20 protein-coding genes are annotated in these 23,825 nt (G+C 48.6%); 6 read left to right on the top strand and 14 right to left on the bottom strand.

Annotated features, from left to right (window positions below; genetic code table 11):
- The first annotated feature begins 176 nt into the window (after positions 1 to 176).
- On the top strand, positions 177 to 1,064 hold the full coding sequence (locus ACJJIE_RS15500; protein ID WP_282930868.1) for an alpha/beta fold hydrolase: 888 nt from the start codon (positions 177 to 179) through the stop codon (positions 1,062 to 1,064).
- Between the two features lie 70 nt (positions 1,065 to 1,134).
- Here the strand turns inward: ACJJIE_RS15500 and ACJJIE_RS15495 are convergent, their stop codons facing one another.
- Complete coding sequence (locus ACJJIE_RS15495; protein ID WP_444892267.1) at positions 1,135 to 1,920, bottom strand: DUF2884 family protein; 786 nt, start codon at positions 1,918 to 1,920, stop codon at positions 1,135 to 1,137.
- 184 nt (positions 1,921 to 2,104) lie between these two features.
- Here ACJJIE_RS15495 and ACJJIE_RS15490 point away from each other — a divergent pair, with 184 nt between their 5' ends.
- Positions 2,105 to 4,498, top strand: coding sequence for a zinc-dependent metalloprotease (locus tag ACJJIE_RS15490; RefSeq protein WP_444892266.1), 2,394 nt, complete (start codon positions 2,105 to 2,107; stop codon positions 4,496 to 4,498).
- 50 nt (positions 4,499 to 4,548) lie between these two features.
- On the opposite strand, the gene ACJJIE_RS15485 is transcribed toward ACJJIE_RS15490, so the two are convergent.
- From ACJJIE_RS15485 to ACJJIE_RS15475, 3 genes are all read right to left on the bottom strand, one after another.
- A complete protein-coding gene (locus ACJJIE_RS15485) occupies positions 4,549 to 5,385 on the bottom strand; it encodes a transglutaminase domain-containing protein (protein WP_282930871.1) in 837 nt (278 codons plus the stop codon).
- A 4-nt stretch (positions 5,386 to 5,389) separates the two neighbouring features.
- Positions 5,390 to 5,620 carry a DUF350 domain-containing protein gene (locus tag ACJJIE_RS15480; protein WP_108734840.1) on the bottom strand — a complete coding sequence of 77 codons (231 nt, stop codon included), beginning with the start codon at positions 5,618 to 5,620 and terminating at the stop codon, positions 5,390 to 5,392.
- Between the two features lie 317 nt (positions 5,621 to 5,937).
- Positions 5,938 to 6,231: a putative quinol monooxygenase gene (locus ACJJIE_RS15475; protein WP_282930872.1), complete on the bottom strand. Its 294-nt coding sequence runs from the start codon at positions 6,229 to 6,231 to the stop codon at positions 5,938 to 5,940.
- Positions 6,232 to 6,432: 201 nt separating this feature from the next.
- On the opposite strand from ACJJIE_RS15475, the gene ACJJIE_RS15470 reads away from it, so the two are divergent.
- Entirely contained in the window at positions 6,433 to 7,395 is a 963-nt protein-coding gene (locus ACJJIE_RS15470; protein WP_282930873.1) for a LysR family transcriptional regulator, read from the top strand.
- A gap of 108 nt (positions 7,396 to 7,503) precedes the next feature.
- Here the strand turns inward: ACJJIE_RS15470 and ACJJIE_RS15465 are convergent, their stop codons facing one another.
- The 3 genes from ACJJIE_RS15465 to ACJJIE_RS15455 all read right to left on the bottom strand — a co-directional run bounded on the left by ACJJIE_RS15465 (position 7,504) and on the right by ACJJIE_RS15455 (position 12,969).
- A complete protein-coding gene (locus tag ACJJIE_RS15465) occupies positions 7,504 to 9,012 on the bottom strand; it encodes a S8 family serine peptidase (RefSeq protein ID WP_282930874.1) in 1,509 nt (502 codons plus the stop codon).
- A 499-nt stretch (positions 9,013 to 9,511) separates the two neighbouring features.
- On the bottom strand, positions 9,512 to 12,331 hold the full coding sequence (locus ACJJIE_RS15460) for a M16 family metallopeptidase (protein ID WP_444892265.1): 2,820 nt from the start codon (positions 12,329 to 12,331) through the stop codon (positions 9,512 to 9,514).
- A 239-nt stretch (positions 12,332 to 12,570) separates the two neighbouring features.
- Positions 12,571 to 12,969 carry a globin gene (locus ACJJIE_RS15455; protein ID WP_282930876.1) on the bottom strand — a complete coding sequence of 133 codons (399 nt, stop codon included), beginning with the start codon at positions 12,967 to 12,969 and terminating at the stop codon, positions 12,571 to 12,573.
- Between the two features lie 584 nt (positions 12,970 to 13,553).
- On the opposite strand from ACJJIE_RS15455, the gene ACJJIE_RS15450 reads away from it, so the two are divergent.
- The 3 genes from ACJJIE_RS15450 to ACJJIE_RS15440 all read left to right on the top strand — a co-directional run bounded on the left by ACJJIE_RS15450 (position 13,554) and on the right by ACJJIE_RS15440 (position 16,969).
- Positions 13,554 to 14,717 carry a phosphoglycerate kinase gene (locus tag ACJJIE_RS15450; protein WP_282930877.1) on the top strand — a complete coding sequence of 388 codons (1,164 nt, stop codon included), beginning with the start codon at positions 13,554 to 13,556 and terminating at the stop codon, positions 14,715 to 14,717.
- A gap of 89 nt (positions 14,718 to 14,806) precedes the next feature.
- Positions 14,807 to 15,871: a class II fructose-bisphosphate aldolase gene (gene fba, locus ACJJIE_RS15445; RefSeq protein WP_282930878.1), complete on the top strand. Its 1,065-nt coding sequence runs from the start codon at positions 14,807 to 14,809 to the stop codon at positions 15,869 to 15,871.
- A 114-nt stretch (positions 15,872 to 15,985) separates the two neighbouring features.
- Entirely contained in the window at positions 15,986 to 16,969 is a 984-nt protein-coding gene (locus ACJJIE_RS15440; protein ID WP_282930879.1) for an alpha/beta hydrolase, read from the top strand.
- A 468-nt stretch (positions 16,970 to 17,437) separates the two neighbouring features.
- Here the strand turns inward: ACJJIE_RS15440 and ACJJIE_RS15435 are convergent, their stop codons facing one another.
- From ACJJIE_RS15435 to rarD, 7 genes are all read right to left on the bottom strand, one after another.
- On the bottom strand, positions 17,438 to 17,878 hold the full coding sequence (locus ACJJIE_RS15435) for a DUF6326 family protein (RefSeq protein ID WP_444892264.1): 441 nt from the start codon (positions 17,876 to 17,878) through the stop codon (positions 17,438 to 17,440).
- On the bottom strand, positions 17,875 to 18,606 hold the full coding sequence (locus ACJJIE_RS15430) for a DUF4386 domain-containing protein (RefSeq protein ID WP_444892263.1): 732 nt from the start codon (positions 18,604 to 18,606) through the stop codon (positions 17,875 to 17,877). The genes ACJJIE_RS15435 and ACJJIE_RS15430 overlap by 4 nt, the downstream gene beginning before the upstream one ends.
- Positions 18,607 to 19,035: 429 nt before the next feature.
- Positions 19,036 to 20,256 carry an MBL fold metallo-hydrolase gene (locus ACJJIE_RS15425; protein ID WP_444892262.1) on the bottom strand — a complete coding sequence of 407 codons (1,221 nt, stop codon included), beginning with the start codon at positions 20,254 to 20,256 and terminating at the stop codon, positions 19,036 to 19,038.
- Between the two features lie 147 nt (positions 20,257 to 20,403).
- A complete protein-coding gene (locus ACJJIE_RS15420) occupies positions 20,404 to 20,853 on the bottom strand; it encodes a cupin domain-containing protein (RefSeq protein ID WP_444892261.1) in 450 nt (149 codons plus the stop codon).
- Between the two features lie 138 nt (positions 20,854 to 20,991).
- On the bottom strand, positions 20,992 to 21,774 hold the full coding sequence (locus ACJJIE_RS15415; protein WP_444892260.1) for a LytR/AlgR family response regulator transcription factor: 783 nt from the start codon (positions 21,772 to 21,774) through the stop codon (positions 20,992 to 20,994).
- Positions 21,771 to 22,847 (bottom strand): sensor histidine kinase, encoded by a 1,077-nt coding sequence (locus ACJJIE_RS15410; protein ID WP_444892259.1) that lies wholly within the window; start codon positions 22,845 to 22,847, stop codon positions 21,771 to 21,773. The genes ACJJIE_RS15415 and ACJJIE_RS15410 overlap by 4 nt, the downstream gene beginning before the upstream one ends.
- 51 nt (positions 22,848 to 22,898) lie before the next feature.
- A complete protein-coding gene (gene rarD / locus ACJJIE_RS15405; protein ID WP_444892258.1) occupies positions 22,899 to 23,807 on the bottom strand; it encodes an EamA family transporter RarD in 909 nt (302 codons plus the stop codon).
- Positions 23,808 to 23,825: the final 18 nt, after the last annotated feature.

Below are 23,825 nucleotides of genomic sequence, written 5' to 3'. Positions count from 1 at the left end.
CTATCCTTGTTGAATGGGCGCGGATCTGGGCCATTATTTTCAAGCTTTTGCTTGCGGTATTACTATTTCCGCCAACTCAGCCACTTTTTCAGCGCATAAAGGTGAGGGGCTCGGGTAGAACGATGACTTTTTGGCTGGTTTTAATACTTTTTTTAATTCTACTCTGGCTTCTGTGGATGGCGTTTTTTAGTCCCAGTTTAAGTCGCAATGAGCTACTGAAATTCTCTTTTAATCAACTTACGCTGGCTGGTGGTTTATCCGTTAATTATCGCGAGATGGGGCCTGTTGATGGCGTTAATATACTTTGTCTTCACGGTGGTGGTGATTCACTGAGCGCCTGGAATGCCTGGGCGACAAAATTGGCAGAAAAATATCATGTTATTTTGGTGGACTTACCTGGGCATGGATTGACCGACCCGTTACCAGGAGGCACTTATACACCTAAGCATTTTGCCGATTTTATTGCAGAATTTGTCGCAACCCTGAAACTTAGGGACTATGTGATCGCTGGCCATTCATTTGGTGGAAATGGGGTTTTACGCTATTTAACAGGACATCCGAATATACCCAAGGCCGCTATTCTTGTCTCTCCCGGTGGTTATAAATGTGGCAAGGGACTGGAAATGCCTGCTGGTATTGCTCGATTTGCCACCAGCCATTGGGGGCGAAAAATGGTTGCGCACATTGGTAGTCGTGGATTATTGAGAAAAATGCTGGCTTCCAAATTTTTCTACAATCCGCAGGCTCTGCCGGGGGAAATGTTGGAACGAATCTATTTGCTTTCCCGCTATGAGAAGAATCGCGGTACAGCGATCAATTTGGTTGCTAATGCCACAATCAATTTCCAGCCGTTGCCGGACTTGGAGACTATAAAAATTCCAGTTTTATTTATCTGGGGGGCAGAAGATCAAATTATTCCCTTGTCCGTAGGAAAGTATTTCTCTGACAAGTTGCCTAATGGAGAGTTAATCGTGTATCAGAAGATGGGGCATATGTCCCATGTCGAAAATGCCGAACAAAGTGTCACCGACGCAATGGAGTTTTTGCAGCGTCAGGGGCTGTGACAATACTGTGGAAAATTTAAAAAAGAGGCCGCAGTGCGGCCGAGTTTGGGGGGATGAAAATCAAGAGCGCCTAATTGATGACAACCAGGCCGGCTTTCACTATGTCGTAGTGACTGAGTTCTGGTACCTGCTGGTGTAGGTCGCTTTCCAGTCGATCGATGGATTCCAAGTGTGTACACAAGCGGTTTGCAGACTGCTCAATACTTTTACCGCGCTGTTCCAGTAACCGCTCCGCCTCTTCAGTGGCCTGTTCTTCAATGCTTTCTCCGCCGGTAAAGGCAGCTTTGAAGGCATGCCAGGCAATAGTTCCCGCGGACTCCATAGCGAGGCGTTCGATACGGGGTTCAAACTCTTCAGAGATGGTTTTCTCTATATAGTTACCCATTTCCTCGTTTCCCAGCTGGTAGATCTCGCCCTCTCGATTGAGGCGGTCCTCAGTGCGCTGGATCAGGTCGGCGGAAAACTGTTGGAGTTCGAGGATATCCGGGTGGTCCGGCCCGGCGAGGGTGCTGATGGCAATGGATAGGCCATCCATTGCAATATCGACCGCCTCAAGGGTGAGTACCAGTGTGTCGCGACCGGCGATGTGTAGCTGTTGGCGGTATTCCTGAAGTAGTTGCTCCTGCTGAGAATTGAGGGACAGCAACTCACCATCCACTGATAGCTGGTTGGGCAGCTGAAATGTCACCAGTTTTCCGTCTTCCCCATCGACGGTAAAGAAGTCCGGGCCTACTTCAATAGCGTAATTCGTAGACACTGTGCAGGTGCTGGTATCGACATGAAAAGAATCGTGGGCCATTGCCTGTGAACTGATACCGAGGCCTATCAGGGTTGAAAGTGCGATTGGCTTCCACATATGCCGGTTTCCTATTGTGTGTCTTTTCAATGTGACGCGCCTGGGTAGCCGAACAGATGCAGGCAGTTAGAAATATTTTTCATTTTTTCCTGACGCAGGCCCGGGGAGTGATGGCCAGGCGTGGATGTTCCAGCGGGTATTCTGTATTTTTAGCCCATAACACTTAATAAATTGAGGGTATTCAATGTTCATAAGCAGGCACATTGCCGCACTGTGCTTCTTGATAGTCAGCACAATGGCACAGGCCGGGAGCATCGCGGAGTACACCGCAGGCATGCATAGGCACAGCGGCTTCCACGACTTTTACTGGGACGAGGCTAACGGCCGGGTGCTACTTGAGATCGATGAGTTTGAGCGCGAGTTGCTCTTGCTCACCGGGCTGGCCCAGGGACTGGGTTCAAACCCGGTGGGCCTGGATCGCAACCAGGTGGGTGAGAGCCGCTTGGTGAAGTTCCAGCAGTCGGGTAACAAAGTATTACTGCATCAGGTGAACCTGAAATACCGTGCCCAATCAGCAAATGCGGCTGAGCGCCGCGCGGTTGAGGAAGCTTTCGCTTCGTCCGTACTCTGGGGCTTCAAGGTGCTTGCCCAGAGCGATAAGGCGGCACTGGTGGACCTTACGCCCTTCCTGTTGAGCGATCAGCACGGTATTGCTACACGTCTTAAGGGCGCAGAGCAGGGCAGTTACAGTGTGGATAAGAGCAAATCGGCAATTTATCTGCCCCGCACAAAAAACTTTCCCAAGAACAGTGAGTTTGAGGCCCAGTTAACTTTTGCTGGATCAGCTCCGGGAAACTATCTGCGCGAAGTGGTTCCGACCCCTACATTGGTGTCCCTGCGCCAGCATATCTCCCTGATTCAATTGCCAGATAACGACTATGAGCCGCGCCGTTTTCACAGCCGCAGTGGCTACTTCCCGTTCGCTTATCGGGATTACGCTACAGCGATTGAAGAGCCCTTGGACCAGCGTTATATCTACCGTCATCGACTGGAGAAGAAGGCGGGTAGCGATGAGGTTGTGGAGCCGATTGTTTACTACGTAGATTCTGGAGTGCCTGAGCCGGTGCGCAGTGCCCTGATAGAAGGGGCGAGCTGGTGGGACCAGGCATTCGCTGCAGCAGGATTTAAAAATGCGTTTCGCGTAGAGATTCTGCCGGAGGGCGTCGATCCTTTGGATGTTCGCTATAACGTGATCAATTGGGTACACCGCTCCACTCGCGGTTGGTCCTACGGTTATTCGGTTTACGATCCCCGCACCGGCGAAATTCTAAAAGGCAATGTTACCTTGGGGTCCCTGCGTGTTCGCCAGGACTTTCTGATTGCTCAAGGGCTTGTACAGCCTTACCGCGGCGACACCGTCAGTACTGAGCAGCTAAAGAATATGGCCCTGGCCCGTATCCGTCAGCTATCCGCTCACGAAGTAGGCCACACCCTGGGGCTGGCGCACAACTTTGCTGCCAGTAGCGAAGAGCGCGCTTCAGTAATGGATTACCCGGCTCCGCTGGTCTCTCTGCTGGGAGGTAAGTTGGACCTGACAGATGCCTACGCCACTGGCATCGGCAGTTGGGATAAGTTGGCGGTTCGCTATGGCTATGGCGAGAGCGATGATGAAAAAAGTTATCTCGACAGTGTTATCGCTGAGGCCGGGGAACAAGAGCTGCGCTTTATTTCAGACCCGGACTCTCGCACCATCAATAATGCTCACGCAGTTTCACACCTTTGGGACAACGGCACCGACCCATTGACGGAATTCCAGCGGATGGTCGACTTGAGGCGTCATGCCCTGGATAACTTCTCTGCGGCGGCAGCGCCGTTATCCGCGCCCCGCTCTGACCTGGAAGAGACCCTGGTGCCTGTGTACTACGGTCATCGCTACCAGGCGGAGGCTGTGGGCAAATTGATTGGTGGTTTGGACTATGACTATGTCTACAACGGTACCGATCAAAATAGCTATACCCTGGTGCCCGCAGAGCGACAACAGCGGGCAATTGATGCACTGCTGGATACACTTTCGCCGCAGTTTCTCACCTTGCCGGAGCAGGTCTTGCAGCTGATTCCGCCCAAGTCCTATGGCTACGAACGTACTATCGAGAGCTTCCCCTCATATACAGGGGTAGCTTTTGATGGGGTCGCTCTGGCGGAAGCGGCTGCTGGGCATACGCTATCAATCCTGATGGACCCGCAGCGCGCGGCGCGAATGAATCAACAGAGTGCCCGCAGCAGTGAGGTACCGGGGTTTGCTAGCCTATTGCAGCGCTTGAGCGCGCTGGCTCTGCAGGGTGAGGGTTATACCGGTCTGCAGGCGAGTGTGCACCAGCGAGTTAATCACGCCTATATCGAGCAGTTGATGTTACTGGCCAGTAATGCAAAGGCAGACGAATCAGTGCGGGCCAAAGCGCATTTGGAGCTGGCAAAACTTCTTCAGGAAATTGGTTCTATGCGGCTGTTTGGCGATGATCCTGAGGGCTATAGTGCGCACTATTACTATGAGGCACAGCGCATCGATGCCTTTAAGCAGGGCAAGCTGGAAGTAAAACCTGGTGCGGTTAAAGCGTTGCCGCCAGGATCTCCGATCTGATCTGAAACGGATAAAAGGGGTGGGCTGTAAACACTCACCCCCTTTGGGCATTAACCGCGAATAAACTGGGACTTCTTTACCCAGTGATTTCCTCGGTATTGTCGAGTGGGGGTTGGGTTTTTCTTCGCCCAGAAAAAGTGGCGGTTAAACTGAAATTCCGCATCGTAACCCTCCGCCAGCGCTGCCAGGGGCATGGCTTGCCAGCTGGTCTGGCGGCGTTTGCTGGTTGCCTCCAGCAGGTACTCTTGATCGTTCAAGATGGCCACTACCCAGGCGTGACCCTGACCTTTATGGGTTCCGAGTGCCACCCGCGCATCAACTCCCAATTCGATCAGCCAATCTGCCAGTAAAATAGCGTGGTCTTCACAGTCACCCCGCTTTTGGTAATAGGCCTGCCGGGATGTTTGCCAAATGTCTGACAAACCGGCGTATTGCAGGTGATCGTATTGGTACTCTTTATTCATAGCCAGTGTATAAAGAGGCACCCAAAGCTGTTGAGTCTTAAAGGGCTTGAACCCCACCAGGTAGCTGTTGGCAAAGTGGTGTTGCTGGTCCAGTCCCCGGGCGGACGCTGTCGCCGCCTCAATTCCCTGCCAGTTCCACACTGAGACATGAGCGCTCTCTTCCAGTGAGCGTTTGTCGACTACTTTCTGGATGGTTTTTTCTTCCAGAGGGTAGCGGGTACCCACCACTCGCACTACACCTTGTTGTGAGTCCACAATACTGGCTAACTGACTGCCGCTGCTACCAAAGCTCCGTAAATTATCGGAAAGGGGGATTTCCGGTGTGCTTTTAGTTGGCGGCTCCTGTGTATTCGCTCGCCGTACAAGTTCAGGGGTGATCAGTGCGAGGGAAAGTATCAGTGTGATAGCCAGCCACTTGCGCATAGTGCTATCCCTTGAGGCCAAACGAAATAATGATGGCAACAAATATCAATATGGTTGATGCAAATATAGATACGGCGATATTGCCATTTTTTAGCTCGCCTTCGATATCTACAGAGCGAAGCAGTTTCTTATCAATGGTAATCAGTGCGGTGATACCAATAAATAACGCTAGCAGCGTATAAATCAGGTTAATGCCCAGGTTAAACAGGGTTGCCGTTAAAAATTCCAGTTCCATAAATCCTTCAGGCTAATTATGTTTATTAGTGACTGTTAATGGAATAATTTAAGCATAGGGTCTGATTGAGTGCAAAGGATGGCCGACCCAGATAAACCGACAGCTTAATTTACAGGTGATTGTCAACCTTAATTGGCAATCCGGACTTGTTGATTAGTATTTTATTTGGCTGGGTTGCTATTGGGGAATAGCTCTAGACGAAGAGTTGCTCCGTCGAAGGGCTTTTACGCTTAATTTACCGGGAAAGCCTTTTGAAGAAGTGTATTTATTAGCTCGGTGTTATCCTGGCGGGAACCTGGATAACACACCGAGTTTGATTAGTTATCAATCTCAGTCATTTCATTCAATACAAACTCTTCAACGGCGCCCTCGGTTGCTTTCATATAGTCTTCCAGGTGCTTATTGTTCATGTGAGTTTGCCACAGATCGCGAGTTTCCCAATTTTCATAAAACAGGAAGTGTGCAGGATTGTCATTGTCTTGATGAAGGTTGTAATTAATGCAACCAGCTTCTGCTCGTGTTGTATTAATGAGTTTTAACAATTCAGATTTCACCAGGTCAATTTTGTCGGCCTTGGCTTTAATGTTGGCAACGATAGTGAGCCTGCTCATGTGAACGCCTCTTTGTTTCAATATGTGTTGGATTAAGGTTTGTACTCTTTTCCTTGATCCTTTCAGAGGAGACCTAGTGAACAGCTTAGCTGTCTCCTGGGTAAGGACTGGGATGTCGAGCTGATGAAGTCATTCTAGATCTAGATTGCATCGCTAGAAACACTATAATCTTTGAATCTTTATCAAAAATATATTGAAAATATGCAGCTTGAAGACTTGAGGGTCATTCTTAAAGTGGCCGAGTTTCGCAGTATCACTGCGGCCGCCGCCAGTCTCGACTTACGCACTGCAACTGCCAGCGCAGCGATCAAGCGTGTGGAGAGCGCGCTAGGAGCGGACTTGTTTATTCGCACGACGCGGCAATTGCGGCTATCCAGTGCTGGGGAAAGGTTTATTCCCAAATGTGAGGAGGCCCTCCTGACTTTGGACCTCGCCCGGCAAAATCTCAAGGAAGACAGCGGTCAGATAGATGGCGAGCTTCGCATAGGTGCATCCTCGGACCTGGGAAGGAACCTCGTAACTCCTTGGTTAGATCAATTGTTGCAGGAACACCCGGGGCTGAGTCTAAGAGTGAATATCAGTGATAGCCAAGTGGACTTTTACCGGGATCCCGTGGATATCGCGTTGCGCTACGGCCCCCCAGCGGATGCCAACCTGTATGGTTTTAAGATTTGTGACGTGCCCCGTTTATTGTGTGCAACCCCGGCCTACTTACAGGAAAAGGGTTCCCCGAAAACACCGGAGGATCTCTCCGCACATAATGGCCTTTTTTATCAGCTTCACGAGATTGTGCACAATAATTGGGAATTTTTTCGGGGCGAAGAGATATACAAGATACGTATGTCTGGGAACAGGTCGTCAAATGACGGTGACCTGGTGCGACGTTGGTGTACCTCTGGCTATGGACTTGCCATTAAGTCATGTCTGGATATGTCTGCGGATTTACTTTCCGGTCAGGTAGTGGCCACTATGCGAGACTATAAACCCAAGGCGACGGAGCTGTGGTTGGTATCTCCGGGGAGGCAGTCAATAACACCGACGGTAAGGTTGGTGCGGGATACTGTAAGAGATCGGTGCTTGGAGGTTTTAAAGCGGCTGCTGGCAAAGGACATACTTTCTGAGGCTGATTTCAGTAATGGAACGGACGCAATGTTGAGGTCTTAATTTTCTTTGTAGCCATATGGTTATCCTTGAAAACTATTTATTAGTTCCTGAAAAAAAGGGGAGCTTTGCTCCCCTTTTTTATTCAAGCTCTAGTTAATCCAATTGGGATTAGGAGCCTGAGCAGCCGTAGGTATCCAAGTAGTCATAGGCTGCTTTTGCCTGTACAAGGCCGTAGCCATAGGCATTGTCCCTTCCTGCGTCACCGAGATCTTCAGCGGTAGCCGTTAGTGCGTTGCGAATCTCTGTATTGCTGCAGTTGGGGAAGTGGCTCCATACCAACGCGGCAACACCGGCAACGTGTGGGGTAGCCATGGAAGTACCGTTGTAATATTCGTAGCTAGTAGCCTCATTTTCCAAATCCACACTTGCATTTAATTGCGTGAGTAGAGTTGCACCGTCAGTATCTGAAATGCCAACTGAGGGAATTGTGGTTACGGTGTCACTCAGGGTGGCACTGGAAAGTAATCCCTCTTCATTATTGTAAATAATGGCACCGATACCGCCGCCAGACTCACAATTCAAGACTTTCTCGGCGAAGCTGATATTGCCGCGAGCAATCAGGCAAATCTTACCTGCCGCACTGGTGCAAGCGGATTCTGCCGTACCACAATCTTCCATCGAGCCGGTGATTGCACCAGCTGGAGTGCCGGATATCGGGGCTGACTCGATATCAACACTGTCGACAGTCAAGTAGGAAATTCTGCCTGTATCAGTGGGAACAGAAGATAGAACCTGCACGCCGGGGGCGGAGAGTTCTACCTGGTTAGTTTGCTGGGATGAAGACCAGATGGCCTTATCGCTGTCGACAGCACCTACGGATACTACTGAGGAGTAGGAGGCTGGGTAGGAGTGGGCCGTATTCCCATCGTTTCCTGCTGCTGCGATGGACAGGATGCCTTCGCGATTCAGGCTATTAAAGGTGCGCCTCTCGAGGACGTTGGGGCTGTCACCTCCCAAACTCATGTTGATGACGTTGGCACCGTTGTCGGCGCAAACTTCTGCTGCTGCCATAAGGGAGGAGGAGTAGGCCCAGCCATCACCGTCGAAGACTTTTACAATATGCAGGTTGATGTTACTACTAGGCATCACACCTACGACACCAGCATCATTGTTCATTGCAGCAATAGTGCCGGCTACATGGGTGCCGTGACCGCTCTGGTCTTCATACCAATTGCCTGCACCACTGGGATCACTGGTTCCGGTAACGGCATTGCCAGACAAATCTTCATGGACGAGATCGTAGCCAGAATCAATAATACAAACGGTGCGGTTGCCGGCTTGAGAGTCACCCAGCTGGTCTGCTTGCACCATGGTAATTCCGTAGGGCGTTTCCTGAGACATTGGATAACGTTTTACGTCTTCTTCGATAAATGCAACGTTCGGATTGGAGCGCATTTCTTTGAGGGTTTCTGCAGACATATGAGCTGCCATCGCATTCTGACGACGTATTTCAACAGCTTGGCGTCCGCCCCTCTTTTTCATGAAAGACTTAACTGATTCACCTTTTCCTTGCTTGAAAGTCACGATGTAACGCTTGTCTTCTGCAGCTGCAGCGGCGTTTCCGGCTACAGCAAAGGCTAAGACGCCGGCGGCAAATACAGATAGTTTTTTTTTCATTGGATACTCCTGGCAATTTCTATATTTATTGTTGCTTTTGTCGCTGCTCTTATTTCAATATTTTTGATTATTGGTTTTTGTTCGAGATCGACCTGGGGGAATTTAACAGGATTTTAATGGCGTATGAATAATCAAATTGCAGGTATTTTTTTAAAATTTTATTGAGGGATTTTTATTTTGTTGATTTTTGCGATTGCATGATAATTTTTAACGACTTTTGTTGAAATTTCCACATTTTATTTTCTCTTTGCGGTATTTGTTAGGTTGAGTGTTTTTTTGTGGGTATTTTGTGTAAATCTTTTTATGAGTGGTATCTGCAATTGATTTATTTGGTAGTTAGTCTTGTGACTTGTATCAGTTTGTTTCGTAGTGTTGGATAGAAAAATATATCTGGTTGAAAAATCAGATTGAGAAATTTGTGGTGGGCCAGTTATTGGTTGGAAAGTTGGTAGTGGTCGACCAAATAGAGATTGTCTGGTCGACCAGAATTAGTTGTTATTTAGTTTTGTGGGATGCTTGTTAGATTATCTCCTGATTCAAGTTCAGAAATAGATCCTAAATTAAGACTAATCAGTTTTTCCTTAATTTTGCTTTTATCGCCTACAATAACCCAAGTAAATTGATTGGTTTTTAGAGTTTTCCTAGACAGAGTATGAATTAAAGCAAGATCAATATCGCGAATTTGCTGTGTATAAGTCTCCATATAGGTAAGTGGCCGGTCATAGGCTACTATATCTGCAATAGCACTTGAGACTGATCCAATAGTCTCGAAGCGGCCAGGCAGCTCATTAATTCGTTTATCTTTTATCTTTTGTAGTTCCTCTTCCTTTGCTGGGGAATTTCCTATATAGGCCTGTAGTTCATTATATAGCTCTTGTAAAGATTCACTGGTTTTGTCTGTTTGAACCGGTGCGTATACCAATAGAGGCTGCTGCCCTTTGGCTCCTGTTAGGAAAGAGTATGCTCCGTAGGCCCAATGCTTATCTTCTCTCAGGTTCATATTAATTCGTGCGGTGAAAGTGCCTCCAAAGATATCATTCATCATATGAAGGGCTTCACGCTGTGGAATCATTTCAGATGGTGCCAGTAGACCACCAATGATGATGCTTTGTTCGGCTCCTGGTTTATCAATTAAGTAAATATTAGTTTTTTCAGGATGTGAGACCTGTTCAAGTTGCTTGGAGGGCAAGGGCTTTTCAGGTGCTACCCAGTCTGCAAAGTGTTGCTCAAGTTTTTGTTTCAGCTCATCGAGACTAATGTCACCAACGGCAATTAGCGTGGCATTATCTGGACGCATCCAGGTCCGATGAAAACTAACAATATCTTCGCGAGTCAAAGATTGAATGGAATTTTCAGTTCCTGAGCCTGTTAGTGGTACGCCATACGCATGGTCTTTACCGTAAAGTAGCGGTGGTAATTTTCGTAGGGCTATTTGTGCTGGTTGAGTTTTTTCCTGTTGAATACCTGCAATCCATCGGCTCCGCTTACGTTCAATTTCCTCTGTGACGAAAGCTGGCTGCATCACGATATCGGCAAATAAAGATATGGAGTCATCAATATTGCCTTTCAGTGCATTGAGACTAACTGTTGAAGTATCAATAGTTGAATTTGCGCTGATGCGCGCACCTAGTAATTCTTCTTTGGCACTTATCTCAAGAGCACTTAAGCTTGAAGTACCTTCCTTGAGCATGGACATGGCGTAACTGGATGTACCCAGGATATTCCCCTGGTCAGCGGCATACCCGGCATCAAACTGCAATTGGATATCGACGACTGGTACAGCATGGCGTTGAGCCAGTATGACCTTTAAACCATTGGATAGCTCTGTAGTTTGTAATTCGGGGAATGGGACACTGGGAAACTCTCCTGTATCCGGCAATTTGGATCTATCTGCACCAGCTTTAGAAGTGGAGTATTTAGGGAAAGGGTGTACCTCCAGATTGTAATCGCCGCTGGAAAGCCACTTCTGAGCGGCAGCTTTAACATGCTCAGGGCTTATACCCTGCATTTCAGTAAGTGCATCCAGATAGGAGCTGGGGTTGCCCCTATAGAGTTCACCACGAGCAAGAATTACTCCTTTTCCACTCCATCCGCCCACCTGCTCTAAGTTACGGGCATGAGATGCATAGACTTTCATATTGACTCTTGCCAACTCCTCTCTTGTTGGCCCCTCCTCAAGAAAACGCTTTAACTCCTCATCGATAGCGTTTTCTACGGTAGTCAGCTCTATGCCTGGCTTTATATCGGCAACAATAGGAAATATAGAGGAGAGTTCAAATTCATGTAGTCCAATATCTACTTTAGTGGCAATTTGGTCTTGGTAAACTAGGCGCTGGTAGAGACGGGAATTTTTGCCCTCACCCAAAACAGCTGCCGCCAGAGCAATAGCTCCAGCATCCTCATGAGTTAGGTTTGGAGTATTCCAGACTTTATACAGGCGTGATTGTGCGACGCGGTCGAACATTTGCTCGCGGCTGGATTGTTCTCGTTTAGCTATCCATGCTTTCTTTTTAATTAAGGGTGGGCCAGGATGAATGTCCGCAAAATATTGAGTGGCCTTTGCCCTTGCTGTCTCTACATTTATATCTCCGGCAAGTACTAATACTGTGTTGGCGGCACCATAATATTGTTTAAACCACTCGTGGACATCCTCAAGTGAGGCTGCATTCAGATCTTCCATTGAGCCGATCGTAGTCCAGGAGTAGGGGTGGCCGGCCGGGTAAATGGCCTTTTGCATACGCTCCCATACTTTGCCATAGGGTTGGTTTTGACCCTGGCGTTTCTCATTTTGGACTACACCACGCTGTTCATCGAGTTTCTCTTGGGTAATGGCACCGAGTAGATGTCCCATGCGATCGGATTCCATCCATAGGGCCATATCCAATGCATTCGTGGGCACGGTTTCAAAATAGTTTGTTCTATCTAACCAAGTGGTGCCGTTCATACCGGTAGCACCAGCTAATTCAAATGGTTTGAAAAATTCGTCATTGTAGTTTTCTGAACCATTGAACATCAGATGTTCAAATAAGTGTGCAAATCCAGTCCTGCCGGGTTTTTCGTCTTTTGAACCGACGTGATACCAGACTCCGATAGAGACAATAGGCGCTTTGCGGTCTTCATGCACGATTACGCGCAACCCATTAGGTAGTGTGAATTTTTCGTATTTTATTTCCAGTGACGGAAGCTTGTTTTCCGAGGTTGAAACTGAAGTAGGATTTGTCGTTATTTCGGAGTTCTTATGACTCTTGGGGGCTTCGCTACATGCACTTATCGCAACAGCTAGCGCCAAAGGAAGGCTGTACTTTCGTACCGTTTTCATTATTATTTCCTTGTTATTGATTCCTATAAATTTAGTTTTACTTTTTATAGTTATTTTCGGATTTTTAGAATAGCTATAGGCATTTTTTATAGTGAATTGAATCTTGATAGGATAGAACCCCGTACCGGCACTAGTCACAAAGTATGCTTTTGTGCATTGAAACTATCGGAAATCCGATCGTGAAAGGCCGGTTTGGGGTTTAGAGATTAAAAGCTATCTTTTTCTTTGAATCGCAAGAGTCAGTAGGCTTTACGGATGATTTCAATACCTGGCAGGATTGCCCGATGCCAGGAGGCTTCAATTTCTGGTGAGTACTCCTCGTCGTGTTGTCTAATTGTGGCGAGCAGTGCGTCGAGCCAGAGGCGATACCATTCCGGGCGAATATTATAGCCATTACGATCGTGACTTTTCCCTAGGGCGCGCAGTTTGGTGTCCGGCATGCCGCGCGAATAAAGTACCAGTTGCATAATGCCATTACGTAAAAGGTGACGCTGGGCTTTCATATCTGTATTGGCAAAGAGCTGACGGATGTCTGTAGAACTTCCCATAAAGCGATCATAAAAATCTACAAAAAACTTTTCTTTATTGCAGCAGCGTCCATAGCTTTGAAAAACGATATCACTATCCGTTGGTTGCATCGTTTTGTTTACCTCTTAAGTTGGCCATCCCAAGTTCTACTTTTAAATGGCCTCTGTAATTAATGTGCGTTTTGGAAGGGGGCGGCGATTCTAGCGATCGAACTCGAAAGCGGGAAGTACAATTTGGCTATGCCTGCTAGGTATCTGGCGCAATTAAGCAGTAATTCTCAGAGCGGGAATGAAAAATTTACTGTGGAACCCTGATTTCCAGTGAGCTTTATTTCAATTACCTGGTATCAATTGAGACTTGTATTGCAATTACATGGCCTCTTATTTAGCTGCTTAAATGGCTTGGGTAGCCCTTTGGAAGTGGTGGGATTGATTTTGAAAGCATGATCATTAGTTGGCGTTAGGTGTCAGTCCCGCATGAAGTAACTACTTGCTAACCCTCTGAGCGAACAGTTATCAACTAAGGTCGCTTTTGGCTTGATGACCCCTAAGACAGTAACAACTGCGCTAATAATTCGCAGATTGACTGTTATAACAACGTATTCCCCTGTTTTTAATATCGGCATCAACAGGCTCCTGTTGATATAATCGCCGCCCACATTTTTCAGTTAATCGAAGTAGAAGAGGATTGGCGAATGGCGGTCAAACTGATGGCAGATCTCGATCTTGCTGGTAAGCGCTTACTTATCCGTGAGGACTTGAATGTACCGGTTAAGGACGGTTGTGTAACTTCCGATGCACGTATTCGTGCGGCACTACCGACGATAAAAGCCGCCATTGAAGCCGGGGCTAAAGTGCTGTTGATGTCTCATCTGGGGCGCCCCACAGAGGGTGAGTACGCAGAAGAATTCTCCCTGGCCCCAGTAGCTGCACACCTGGGTGAGCTGTTGGGCCGTGATGTGGCGCTGGTCAAAGAGTGGCGCGATGGCGTTGAGTTGGCCGATGGGGAAGTTGCCCTGCTGGAAAATGTACGGTTTAACAGCGGTGAAAAGAAGGACGATGAGTCCCTGGCAAAGGCCTATGCCCAGTTGTGCGATATCTTCGTGATGGATGCCTTTGGTACTGCCCACCGGGCCCAGGCTTCCACCCATGGTGTGGCTAAATTTGCACCGGTTGCTTGTGCCGGTCCTCTGTTGGCTGCTGAGCTGGACGCATTGGAGAAAGCCCTGGCTGAACCGGCGCGCCCGCTGGTTGCTATTGTTGGTGGTTCCAAGGTTTCTACAAAATTGACGGTACTCGAAAGCCTGGCTGACAAAGTCGATCAGCTGATTGTTGGTGGTGGTATTGCCAATACCTTCCTGGCAGCCAGCGGCAAGCCAGTGGGCAAGTCCCTTTGCGAGCACGATCTGGTAGATACCGCCAAGGCCCTGATGCAGAAGTGTGATATCCCTGTGCCTACCGATGTAGTCACAGGCAAAGAGTTCAGTGAATCCGCCGCAGCGGAAACCAAAAGTGCCGATGCTGTGGTTGAAGACGATATGATCTTTGATATCGGCCCGAAATCCTCCGAGCAACTGGAAGATATTCTCAGCAGTGCGAAAACCATTATCTGGAATGGTCCTGTAGGTGTGTTTGAATTTGACCAGTTTGGTGGCGGTACCGAGCACCTCTCTAAAGCCATTGCCGAGAGCGCAGCGTTTTCTATAGCTGGTGGCGGCGACACCCTGGCAGCTGTGGATAAGTATGGCATTGCCGACAAGGTTTCCTATATCTCCACGGGTGGCGGTGCCTTCCTTGAATATGTTGAAGGTAAGAAGCTCCCGGCGGTCGCTATACTGGAAAGCCGCGCACAAGACTAAATAACGAAAAATAAGGCCTGTCGCAATTTGCAGGCAGGTCATAAAAGCAAAAATACAAATACTACGAGTAGACGAGAAAGGAATTAATTATGGCTCTTATCAGCCTGCGCCAAATGTTGGACCATGCCGCAGAGCATGGCTACGGTGTACCCGCATTTAATGTAAACAATCTAGAGCAGATGCGTGCGATTATGGAAGCGGCCAAAGAGACCGATTCTCCAGTAATCGTTCAAGCTTCTGCGGGCGCCCGCAAGTACGCCGGTGCTCCCTTCCTGCGCCACCTTATCCTGGCCGCTATTGAGGAATTCCCTGAGATCCCGGTAGTTATGCACCAGGATCACGGCACCAGCCCTGCCGTTTGCCAGCGCTCTATCCAACTGGGCTTTAGCTCAGTGATGATGGACGGCTCCCTTGAGGAAGACGGCAAGACCCCGGCTTCTTACGAATACAACGTAGATGTCACCAAGCGCGCGGTGGATATGGCCCACGCCTGTGGTGTTTCTGTTGAAGGTGAGCTGGGCTGTCTGGGTTCCCTGGAAACCGGTATGGCGGGAGAGGAGGACGGTGTTGGCGCTGAGGGCAAGCTGTCCCACGACCAGCTGCTGACCGATCCGGAAGAGGCCGCTGACTTCGTACAGAAGACCAAGGTGGATGCCCTGGCAATTGCCTGTGGTACCAGTCACGGTGCTTACAAGTTTACTCGTCCGCCCACCGGGGACATCCTGGCCATCGACCGTATCAAAGAGATTCACGCTCGTATTCCAGGTACCCACCTGGTAATGCACGGTTCCTCTTCTGTACCCCAGGAGTGGCTGGCTGTAATCAATGAGTTTGGTGGTGAGATCCCGGAAACCTACGGCGTTCCTGTTGAGCAGATATGTGAAGGTATCAAGTACGGTGTGCGCAAGGTCAATATCGATACCGACCTGCGCTTGGCCTCGACTGGTGCCACACGTCGCTTCCTGGCTCAGAACCCATCTGAGTTTGACCCGCGTAAGTTCTACAAAGCCGCTATGCAAGCGATGAAGGAAATCTGTATCGCTCGTTATGAGGCATTTGGCACTGCTGGTAATGCCAGCAAGATTCGCCCTGTTAGCCTCGATGTTATGAGCGAACGCTACGCTGCCGGTGAGCTGGAGCCGCAAATCAAGTAACAGTCTTCCACTGTTGCGAAGAGGTGGGCTCTATGCCCACCTTTTTCTTTTCAGGTTGTCTTTCCCGCTACGATATCACTACCCCTATCGCCAAAATGCAGTACCATTGCACTAATGGATACTTTGCAAGACCTCAGCACCTACGATAATAGTCCGGTAATAAAGCGCCCGGACTACTCTGCATTGCGTCAGAAGTTGCCTGAACTGGATTTTGGCGCTGACGAAACCCCTCTGTGCAAAGAGCTGCGGGATTATCGTAATTTTTACGATTTGCATTTTCCACGAGCCCATAAGACCGGGGTAGGCACATTTAAAGTTGCCGGATTTGAATTGGTTTCACAGTATTGGATGGTCGAGAATCCCAAGGGCACTTTGTTTATTTGCCATGGCTATTTTGATCATACGGGTATTTATGGTCCGGCAATCCGCTTTGGCCTGGAGCGGGATCTCAATGTAGTGATTTTTGATTTCCCCGGACATGGTTTATCCAGTGGTGAGCGTGTAGCTATCCATACTTTCCTGCAATACCGCCAGGCGTTTGATGGACTGTTGGAAATTGCGCGAAATAAGTTGCCCGGGCCCTGGCATGCAATGGGCCAGAGCACCGGTGGCGCTGCACTACTGGCCCATCTGCAATACAGCCGCTGGCAGCCTCTGGATAAGGTCTTTTTGTTGGCTCCCTTGGTAAGGCCGTCAAACTGGGCCTGGCTAAATCGCTGGAAATATTATGTGGGCCGCCTGTTTATCCGCGAACCCGGCCGGGCCTTTACGATTAATACCCACGATGTGGAGTTTTCTCGACGTCAGGCACTCAGGGACCCCCTTCAATCTCAATCAATCTCTATGAGCTGGCTCAGGGCGATGGTGGATTGGTTGCAGACATTTCCCCGCACGGCACGCAACCCACGCCCGATCCTTTTGGTACAGGGAACGGATGATAAAACCGTTGATTGGCGTTATGGCCTTCATGCTGTTCGGAATCGTTTTCCCAATTGCCATCGGGTATTGATACGCGGCGCTCGGCACCAGATGATTAACGAAACCCAACCTTATCGCCATCAAATATTAGCGGCGATGGATGAGTGGTTAACCAAATAGGCTGTGAGCGATAACTTGTAGCACTCAACTCGCAGAGTTTTGACTTGCACTTTTCACTCGGAAAGCCTTAGGGAATCTACTTAGGGAGCCTCTGAATAACTCCGTGATACCTCTGGCATACAGAGCGGTTCACAATCAAGGCGCGGCTTCGCAGGAATGTCTAGACCTTTCAAGAAGTCGCAACGCGGAGCGTGAATCGCTCTGTAAGCCCCGAAGGGCGGGCCTTGAAGGCCACAGCTGCTGTGTTGCAGCTCTTGCAAAGGACTAGGCCATTCGCGGCTAGCTGCGCCTAACATCTGCAGCCTTCAAGACCCGCAGAGGCATTACGGAGTTATTCAGAGGCTCCTTAGTTAGAAGAAATGAACACTCTGTAAATTTCCCCGATAAGGTCGAAGGCGCCATCCATGCCTTATACGGCGGTGCCCAAGCACAATATTTTCTTTCCTTCTCCTTTGGTCAAAAACTCTATTAATGCTCTTCATGTGGCCAGCGCCAAGCCAGCCAAATAATAGCTAATTTGAGAATAATCTCGATAAATCCCAGATAGAAGTAGAAATACCAGGTGGACATTAAAAATGTTACAAATAAGAAAATAATGAAAACTGAGGATGTAATAATATTTATCCAGCGAGAGATAGATGGTTTAAGTAATAAAGTAAGAGCAACCATAATGCAGGGGAGTGACACGATGATTGATACAGCAAGTAGTGACTCTTGTGTGACTGTTCCAAATGGCCCGAACCCCTCAATTATGCTATCTATTTTTCCTGTCTTAAATAGCCCAAAGAAATCCCCATAGATGTAAAGTAGTACTACTGAAGCCCATAGCCCGGCTATTTTAATCCTAACATCTATATGATTGTCAGTGAGCTTGGCCGATGTGCTCTTTAAGTTGTCTTTATCGTTCATGACATGCCCCCGCTCTTACTGATAGATAACTTTTGATTTGATTCGGTAATAGTTGGTGGAGTTCTAATACCCAAAATTAGTAACCATAAACAGGTTCCAATCTCCCCTAGAGAGGCGGGTACTCTAATAAAAGCGGGGATTTGATATTCAGGGAAAAGTAAACTTGCGCAGAACCTTACTAAATAGCTAAGGCATCCTGCCATTAACAGTATGCCCAGTATTTTTGGTAGTAAGTTTGATTTGTAGACCAGGTATCCGAAAGGAAATAACCATAATCCCCAGAGAACCTGGATGATTTGGATTCCGTTGCTGTACGATTTTAATAACAATAATACCTGAGTAAAAATTTGTTCTTTTTCAAAAGTTAGGAGATATTCTGCTCCGCTAAGAAGTGTGAGAGCGTCAACTTTGTTAACTATATTGAGTAGAGTAAATGGAATACTGGTGAGGGCCAAAACAACCATTAATGACGCACATCCCCTATTTACAGGTGCAAATGTGCGATATAACGCTAGTGGCAGTATTGAAAATAGTATATAAAGAAGTATCCCGCCTAAAATTCCTAATCTATATAGAAATTCATATTTCAGGATGTTTTGTGCTGTTAATGGTGCGCTTTCCCATATTATGGGAATTTGCGAAGGCACGTATACTAAAGAAAATATTCCCAACAAGATGGTAAGTAAATAAATAAGCCCAGAAAGTCTGGCATATTCTTTTTGAGTCATTTTATATCCTTGTAAAATCAAATTGACAGATAGAGAGCCAAAAGTTGGTTAGGTCCTAGTCGCTGTAGCTATATAAAGGGTGCTACGGTGAACTTCCAACCACGGTAATCAGCTGGAATTTCATAAGAAGAATATGGTCAGCAAAGACGTACTTATGGTGTTGTTCTGTTGTGAATAGAGGTAAAGCTTCTGTATCTCTAGCGGTACTACGACTATTGGGTGTGGGGTACTAGCTATTGACGCCATGGTGGTCTCTTTAGAGTCACTGTATGCAAAGAAACCTATTGGAATATTGAGTTGTGCGCTACCCAGCTAGGCATGGGCTGCGGAAAGCGTGGTTTGAAGTGCGGAATAGTGAGATAAGTGATTTGGGATGGTATGGCCATCCAGAAGTTTTGTGAGCCGCCAACTGTATGCGGCTCACACTGTTTAGCCTGCTGTTAATCGGGTTGTTGACTGGCTTTCTTGGATTCGGAGGGACTCGGTGTGGAGGCTGGCTTTCTTGGATTCGGAGGGACTCGGTGTGGAGGCTGGCTTCTTGCGGGGTTTATCACTTTTCTCCGAAGTCAGTTTTGCACTTGTGGGAACTCTGTTAGTAGGGTATTCAACCTTACAGGTACCCTGTCCATTGTCCGATAGCACAACTTCATCCAGGTCATCCATTACCCGGATTGGGCCCGAATAGAATTTACGCATTCCCTTTATAAAACCGACCTTGTCAGCTTCAGTAACGGGAGGTGGTATTAGGTGTGTTAAGGCCACCGATTTTACCCCCGCTTTGGTTGCCATCTTGGCAATGTCCAGAGTATTGGAATGGTAGTGGATAATTTGATTTGCCTTCTCATATCGCAAACGAGCGCGACGGTTATCCCCGGTTTGCTTCAGCTTGCTGATGTATTGGGCATAGCTGAGAGCCTCAGAAATCAGTAGATCGGCATCCCGTTCAATTGGCTCTAGCGCATCGAAAACATGGGTATCACCAGTAATGATGACTTTACAGGGGCCAAAACGTATCTCGTAACCAAATGCGGGAAAAACCGGTTCGTGATGTACGGCAAACACAGAGACATAGGTATCCCTGTGGTGCCACACATCTTGTACGACCTCGCTTTGATCCCCGGCAATATTCACTAGGTGGGGAGTGGCGACCGCTAGGACTGGATCGAGAATTCCCTGCCTATTTGCCGATCGAAAAAGGATGTCCGGCCCAAAACTCTTGTTAATTCCATCCAAAATGCGATGGATGCCGTAGGGTCCGTAGACATTAATAGGCGAGTCGGCACCAACAAACCAGGACTCGTTGATCACCATGGCCAAACCACCAAAGTGATCCGAGTGCCAGTGGGTAATAAAAATGGGGTCCAGCTGGGCGAGATTAAGGCCGAGCTGGCCAATTCTTGCTGTAGCTCCTTCGCCGGCATCGACGAGGAATAGTTTCCCACTGCTGCGAATAGCAACGCAGGCGGGATGGCGCAAGTATTGATAGGCCGGATCTGGCGTGCCAGTTCCACAAAAGTAGATGTGCATTTTGCCATCATCTTCCACATAAGGTGGGTAACGCTTCAGAGATTCAGGCTGCTCGGCCAAGCTTGAAATCGCAAAGAACACCCCGAGGGCAAGAGTGGCAAATATATCAACGATCAGTCGCATGGTTTTATAGATTCCAGTCGGTGCGGAAAATACATACCAAGGATATGCAGACATTTTTAAACGTACAAAAAGATGATTAAAAATTTTGGTCAAGTCTGTAGATGACGTGGACTCATGCCCTGTAAAGGATCAGGATTTAGGCTGCTATTAACTTAGTTTGTCATCAGGATTTTTATAGATGGTGGTTGGCTGTCCTTCCAGGCCCGAGTAAAAGAGAATAATAGTTACCGGAGTATCACCATCATTGCGCCCATAATGCCATTTATCGGTAACTTCGATAAATGCCTTACCTGCCCCCAGAGTAAGCGTTTCCTTCTGTCCTGGGAGTACAATGGTTAAAGTGCCCTCTGCTACATAAACACCATTTAGCACTGGATGCTTGTGTACGGGCATCTGTTCACCCACCGGAATAGTAACGCTAACAATCGTTAATTCCGGTTGCCCCGGTTTCACTTTTGGTAGGGAATGTCCTTCCCAGTCCTTTGTAGAGGAAACTAGTGTTTCAAACTTTACGTCGTTGGTTTTGTCCTGGCCAAATATATTTTCCGAGATAAATGCAAGTGTCAGAATGGCAAGGAAAAGGAAGTGGCGGCTCATTGAACTTTCCGGCAATCTTATGGAGATTTATGTAATTCTCGTTCAAGAATTAATGCTGTCCAATAAATTCGGGAAAATCTCTACGGACCTACATCGGAGAAAAAATTGGATTTTAAATGCCCCCTACTGACAGACTGATTACATTTGGCGGAATAGATGCAAGTAACGCCGGCTTACGGGGAGTATTTCCTCCCTATTTAGCAAGGTAATTTGAGCGGTATCTCCGTCCCTTATTACATGGCGGACGGCCTTTAAATTGACGACAACAGAGCGATGAACCTGGGCAAAGAGTTCGGGGTCAAGTTGGTGGGTTAGATCCTTTAATGGTGTGCGAATACAGGCCTCCAGATTGTTATTGCCGGATTCGCTCCAGGCTACCAGGGTATATTTCTCATCTGAACGCAAATAGTGCACATCTTCTACCGGTATCATCCGCAATTGCTGGCCTATGGAAGCGCGAATCCAGCGGAGGTATGGTTTGTCTCCCTTGGATTGAAGCTGTCTCGCTAATTGCTCGAGTAACTCCTGTTGATGATTGACGGGTTTGCAACTGCTGAGCCTTTCCCTAAGCCGCTCGGCGGTATCGGCGAGCCGATCAATCTCTACCGGTTTTACCAGGTAGTCCAGTGCACCCTGGCTAAAAGCTTCCACGGCGTAGTTGTCGTATGCGGTAACGAAAACTAAATGGGCCCGACGCCCGATACTCTGAGCTGCCTCAATACCGGACTTGCCTGGCATATGGATATCCAGAAAACAGATATCGGGCTGCTTTTCTTCAAATAGTTCTACGGCTTCACGACCATTGCGGGCCTCCGCAACAACCTTCAGCTCCGGCCAGACACTTTTGAGTTTGCGGACCAAAGACTGGCGCAGCAGTGGTTCGTCGTCAGCTACTAGGGCGGTGGTGGGCGTGGCACTCATATTTGCTCCTCGGCAGGGAATAGCAATTCGGCACAAAGACCTGTGGGCTGTTGGCCGATCAAACGCAAGCCTGCACTATCGCCATAGGTCAGTTGTAGCCGCTCTCTCAAAGTTGCCAACCCTGTCCCGAGACTGTTGGAATTGTCCTGGATGCCGATACCGCTATCGGTGACGGTGGTAATACAGAGGCCCCGTTCCAGCTTTATTTCAATATCGATACGTCCCCCTTCCTCACTGGGGTCTATGCCATGGCGGACGGCATTTTCAACCAGTGACATTAGAGACATGGGCAGGCATGACTGACCTCGCACCTCGTCACCAGCGTTGATAGAAAATTCCAGGCGATCCGGCATACGCATTTGCATCAGGCCCAGGTAAGCCTGCACCAGAGTTAGCTCTTGCTCGACGGTACTTTGCTCCGACTCAAGTTTCGGTACTGCGGCGCGCAGGTAGGCAATCAGGTTGTTCAGTAGTGCGGGTGCCTGAGGGGATGAAGACTCTACCAGCTCTTGTACATTGGCGAGTGTATTAAATAAGAAGTGTGGGGCCACCTGGGATTGCAATAAACGCAGCCGCGCATTGAGCGCCTGGTGCTCCAGGGCACCCCGCTGCCGTTCAAAAAATTGCGCCTGCTCTCGTACAGCAATATCCCGCTGGCGCAACAACGCAGACATAGCGAGCCAGGGCCCGAATAACATGCCGGTCACCGCTATCAGGAGAAAACTCCAGTGTCGGCTGTGGTCCTGCCAAAGTGGAAGTGCCCCCGGTTCTGTCAAGGCAGGAGACAGGATTAGCAATGTCAGTGGAATAGAGATTGCCACACCCACCACCTGTATTACCCAGCGGGGTAATCGTTGAGGCAAGTTGCACGGCCACTGCTCGAACAGGCAAAAAGTAATCAGTGCTGATATGGCAGCTGTGCTGGTTTGCAGTAGGAGCTCTGTATAAGTACCTTTCCAGCCGAAGCTGAGTAGCAGGGTCCAAAGCAGAGTAGCCAGCAAAACAGTCAGCGACCGCTGCCTGCTGGGTAGCAGTCGCACTTGAGGTGGGTTGGCTGTCGGCGAGTAATTCATGATGGCCGCCTTCGGTAAATTTTAGCGGCCATTCTTACACAGGTTTTACCGTTAAAGCGCTGCTTTACCTTGTAGATGCAGCTTTCTCCGCTGTGCTAGTGCATCGACAGAATAGAGGGCTAGACCCAGCCAGACAAACATAAAGGTGGTGAGCTTTTCTTCGCTGAAAGACTCGCCCAATACCTGGGTGGCGACCACCAGCATCAGTGTGGGGCCGATGTATTGCAGGAAGCCCAGTGTGGATAAGTTGAGCCTGCGCGCGGCGATCGTAAACAGCAGCAGGGGAACCAGGGTAATGGGGCCGGCAAAGAGCAGTAAGCTGTTTAACTCCAGGCTGTTGTTCTGCAAGTTGCTGGTGGGGCTGTCGCTCCAAAACAGGTAGATTACGGCCACTGGCAATATAAAGAGAGTTTCCACCGCGAGGCCGGTAAGGCTTTCCACAGGGGCCTGCTTGCGGGCCAAACCGTATAGCGCAAAGGAGCAGGCCAGGAACAGGGCAATGATCGGTATGCGACCAAACTGCCAAAGCTCATAGGCAATGCCGGTAGCGGCCAGCGCCACAGCGATCCATTGCAGTCGCCGCAGTTTCTCACCCAGGAACAGGACCCCCAGCAAAATATTGATCAGTGGATTGATGTAGTAACCCAGGCTGCCCTCGAGCAAATGGCCATTATTGATCGCCCAGATAAACACCAGCCAGTTACCGCCGATCAATACCGTGGTCAGGGCCAGCATCCGCATCTTCTTGCCGTCGCGCAGGGTTGCCAGAAAATCCGGCATCTTGCGTACAATCAGCAGAATACCAATAGCGAGTACCAGCGACCAGATACTGCGGTGGGCTAGGATTTCCGCAGCGGGAATATCCTGTAATTTATTGAAGTACAGTGGCGCCAGCCCCCAAATGAGGAAGGCGGAAATCCCGGCGAGAAGGCCGGTTGAGGCGGAATCATTACTACGCAAGGGAGCACCTGCTGTGGA

The organism is Microbulbifer maximicatervae (SeqCode) (genome assembly GCF_052467325.1).
The sequence above is the reverse complement of the archived record's forward strand: the minus strand, read 5'-3'. Positions and strand labels throughout refer to the sequence as shown.

Excerpts from the sequence above, each read along its gene's own strand:
- ACJJIE_RS15420 (WP_444892261.1), bottom strand. The coding sequence starts at position 20,853 with ATGAGCCGCCACTTCCTTTTCCTTGCCATTCTGACACTTGCATTTATC.
- ACJJIE_RS15480 (WP_108734840.1), bottom strand. The coding sequence starts at position 5,620 with ATGGAACTGGAATTTTTAACGGCAACCCTGTTTAACCTGGGCATTAAC.
- ACJJIE_RS15500 (WP_282930868.1), top strand. The coding sequence starts at position 177 with ATGGCGTTTTTTAGTCCCAGTTTAAGTCGCAATGAGCTACTGAAATTC.
- ACJJIE_RS15475 (WP_282930872.1), bottom strand. The coding sequence starts at position 6,231 with ATGAGCAGGCTCACTATCGTTGCCAACATTAAAGCCAAGGCCGACAAA.
- ACJJIE_RS15410 (WP_444892259.1), bottom strand. The coding sequence starts at position 22,847 with ATGAATTACTCGCCGACAGCCAACCCACCTCAAGTGCGACTGCTACCC.
- ACJJIE_RS15495 (WP_444892267.1), bottom strand. The coding sequence starts at position 1,920 with ATGTGGAAGCCAATCGCACTTTCAACCCTGATAGGCCTCGGTATCAGT.
- ACJJIE_RS15425 (WP_444892262.1), bottom strand. The coding sequence starts at position 20,256 with ATGCGACTGATCGTTGATATATTTGCCACTCTTGCCCTCGGGGTGTTC.
- ACJJIE_RS15470 (WP_282930873.1), top strand. The coding sequence starts at position 6,433 with ATGCAGCTTGAAGACTTGAGGGTCATTCTTAAAGTGGCCGAGTTTCGC.
- fba (WP_282930878.1), top strand. The coding sequence starts at position 14,807 with ATGGCTCTTATCAGCCTGCGCCAAATGTTGGACCATGCCGCAGAGCAT.
- ACJJIE_RS15485 (WP_282930871.1), bottom strand. The coding sequence starts at position 5,385 with ATGCGCAAGTGGCTGGCTATCACACTGATACTTTCCCTCGCACTGATC.
- ACJJIE_RS15430 (WP_444892263.1), bottom strand. The coding sequence starts at position 18,606 with ATGACTCAAAAAGAATATGCCAGACTTTCTGGGCTTATTTATTTACTT.
- ACJJIE_RS15460 (WP_444892265.1), bottom strand. The coding sequence starts at position 12,331 with ATGAAAACGGTACGAAAGTACAGCCTTCCTTTGGCGCTAGCTGTTGCG.
- ACJJIE_RS15440 (WP_282930879.1), top strand. The coding sequence starts at position 15,986 with ATGGATACTTTGCAAGACCTCAGCACCTACGATAATAGTCCGGTAATA.
- ACJJIE_RS15490 (WP_444892266.1), top strand. The coding sequence starts at position 2,105 with ATGTTCATAAGCAGGCACATTGCCGCACTGTGCTTCTTGATAGTCAGC.
- ACJJIE_RS15455 (WP_282930876.1), bottom strand. The coding sequence starts at position 12,969 with ATGCAACCAACGGATAGTGATATCGTTTTTCAAAGCTATGGACGCTGC.
- ACJJIE_RS15435 (WP_444892264.1), bottom strand. The coding sequence starts at position 17,878 with ATGAACGATAAAGACAACTTAAAGAGCACATCGGCCAAGCTCACTGAC.
- ACJJIE_RS15465 (WP_282930874.1), bottom strand. The coding sequence starts at position 9,012 with ATGAAAAAAAAACTATCTGTATTTGCCGCCGGCGTCTTAGCCTTTGCT.
- ACJJIE_RS15450 (WP_282930877.1), top strand. The coding sequence starts at position 13,554 with ATGGCGGTCAAACTGATGGCAGATCTCGATCTTGCTGGTAAGCGCTTA.
- ACJJIE_RS15415 (WP_444892260.1), bottom strand. The coding sequence starts at position 21,774 with ATGAGTGCCACGCCCACCACCGCCCTAGTAGCTGACGACGAACCACTG.